The organism is Microbacterium sp. ISL-103 (genome assembly GCF_018613995.1).
Taxonomy (GTDB): Bacteria; Actinomycetota; Actinomycetes; order Actinomycetales; family Microbacteriaceae; genus Microbacterium.
Map to the genome: position 1 here is coordinate 1 of NZ_JAGGPD010000580.1, position 1,610 is coordinate 1,610.

Annotated in this window: 4 protein-coding genes; 3 read left to right on the plus strand and 1 reads right to left on the minus strand. The window is 67.5% G+C overall.

Annotated elements, in window-relative coordinates:
• Together J7E68_RS18110 and J7E68_RS18115 are read left to right on the plus strand one after the other, a co-directional pair.
• Positions 1 to 448 (plus strand): UvrB/UvrC motif-containing protein (locus J7E68_RS18110; RefSeq protein ID WP_215174942.1); only part of this gene is annotated, 448 nt, incomplete at its 5' end.
• Between the two features lie 19 nt (positions 449 to 467).
• The gene (locus J7E68_RS18115; RefSeq protein WP_215174943.1) at positions 468 to 800 is read left to right on the plus strand and encodes a TfoX/Sxy family protein; all 333 of its coding nucleotides are present in this window, start codon (positions 468 to 470) and stop codon (positions 798 to 800) included.
• A 15-nt stretch (positions 801 to 815) separates the two neighbouring features.
• Here J7E68_RS18115 and J7E68_RS20030 read toward each other — a convergent pair whose 3' ends face one another.
• A complete protein-coding gene (locus tag J7E68_RS20030; RefSeq protein WP_251049130.1) occupies positions 816 to 1,058 on the minus strand; it encodes a hypothetical protein in 243 nt (80 codons plus the stop codon).
• Between the two features lie 45 nt (positions 1,059 to 1,103).
• Between J7E68_RS20030 and J7E68_RS18120 the strand changes: the two genes are divergently transcribed.
• On the plus strand, positions 1,104 to 1,547 hold the full coding sequence (locus J7E68_RS18120; protein ID WP_215174944.1) for a MarR family winged helix-turn-helix transcriptional regulator: 444 nt from the start codon (positions 1,104 to 1,106) through the stop codon (positions 1,545 to 1,547).
• Positions 1,548 to 1,610: the final 63 nt, after the last annotated feature.

Below are 1,610 nucleotides of genomic sequence, written 5' to 3' on the forward strand. Positions count from 1 at the left end.
CGGGCGTGCGGCGCGAAACGTCTCAGGCGAGGTGCACATGTACGCCGACAAGATCACCGACTCGATGGCCAAGGCGATCGAAGAGACCGATCGTCGTCGCGAGAAACAGGTCGCCTACAACCTCGAGCACGGCATCGATCCGCAGCCGCTTCGCAAGCGGATCGCCGACATCACCGAGGTGCTCGCCCGAGAGGGTGCGGACACCGCCCAGATGATGTCCGGGCGCGGGCGCACGACCGGCAAGGGCAAGTCGCCCACGCCGAACCTTCGCCGTACGGGAATCGCCGCAGAGGGTGCCCAGCAGCTCGAAGCGGTGATCCAGGACCTGTCAGACCAGATGCTCGCGGCGGCGGCCGAACTCAAGTTCGAGCTCGCCGGTCGGCTGCGCGACGAGGTTCAGGACATGAAGAAGGAACTGCGAGCCATGGAGAGGGCCGGGCACGCCTGAACGACGGCGTGCGAGCGACATGGACACGTCAGGGGAAGAGCTCGCCGATCGTGTCAGAGCGCTGCTCACTCTCGACGGCGACATCGAGGAGAAGCGGATGTTCGGCACACGCGCGTTTCTGCGCGAGGGCCACATCCTCGTCGGAGCACGCAGCGGCGGTGTTCTCCTCGTCCGGGTCGATGAGGAGCACGGAGCGATGCTGGTCACCCGGCCCGGCGTGGCGACAGCGGCGATGGGCCCGCGAACGATGGGCACCGGGTGGCTCGATGTCTCTCCGCGCGTGCTCGCAGCCGACGACGAACTGGCCTTCTGGCTCGACGTCGCACGCGAAGACGCGAATCGCGACGACTGAGCCGGGCCGTCGACCTCAGGGGCAGTGAACCAGCGTCTTCGGACCCGAACGATCGATCTCGTGCTCGCTCATCGGTGCGCCGCAGAGCGGGCAGGCGCGCTCCGCGCGCTCGGCTGCGCTGGGGGGAGGGGTCTTCTCGTACGGACCGACTGAAGCGGGTCCGGCGAAGCGGATCAGGTTCGTGTTGATCCAGGAGTAGAGGCCCCCAGCCTCGCGGATGCGGGTACGCAGAGGGGGTCGGTCACTGGAGTGCGCCATGTTAATAAGTGTACTAATCATTAGTGCCGTTGTATAGTCAATGCCGTGACGGCCTCGGACGATCTGCTCAAGCTCGACAATCAGCTCTGCTTCGCGCTGGTGACCGCCGCCCGCAACGTCGTGGCGATCTACCGGCCCATCCTCGAGCCGCTGGGGCTCACGCATCCGCAGTACCTGGTGATGCTCGCGCTGTGGGAACGCGCACCGAGGCCTCTGAACGATCTCGCGGCAGACCTCGCCCTCGAGCCTGCGACGGCATCCCCTCTGGTGAAGCGACTCGAGGCGGACGGGCTGGTCGAGAGGCGCCGCAGTGCCCAGGACGAGCGACGTCTCGACATCACGCTCACGGACGCCGGGCGCGCACTCCGGGAGCGCGCACTCGACGTTCCCCGACAGGTCATGGCTGCCGTGGGGATGGACCTCGAGCAGATCGCGGCGCTCCGAGACGGACTGTCGGCGTTCGCGGGTCGCCGCCCGGGCGAGGAGTGACGTCCGCCCGCGGATGATGCCGGAGCCCTTCCCTGGGAGCCCTCACGGAGCCAATGTCCGTGG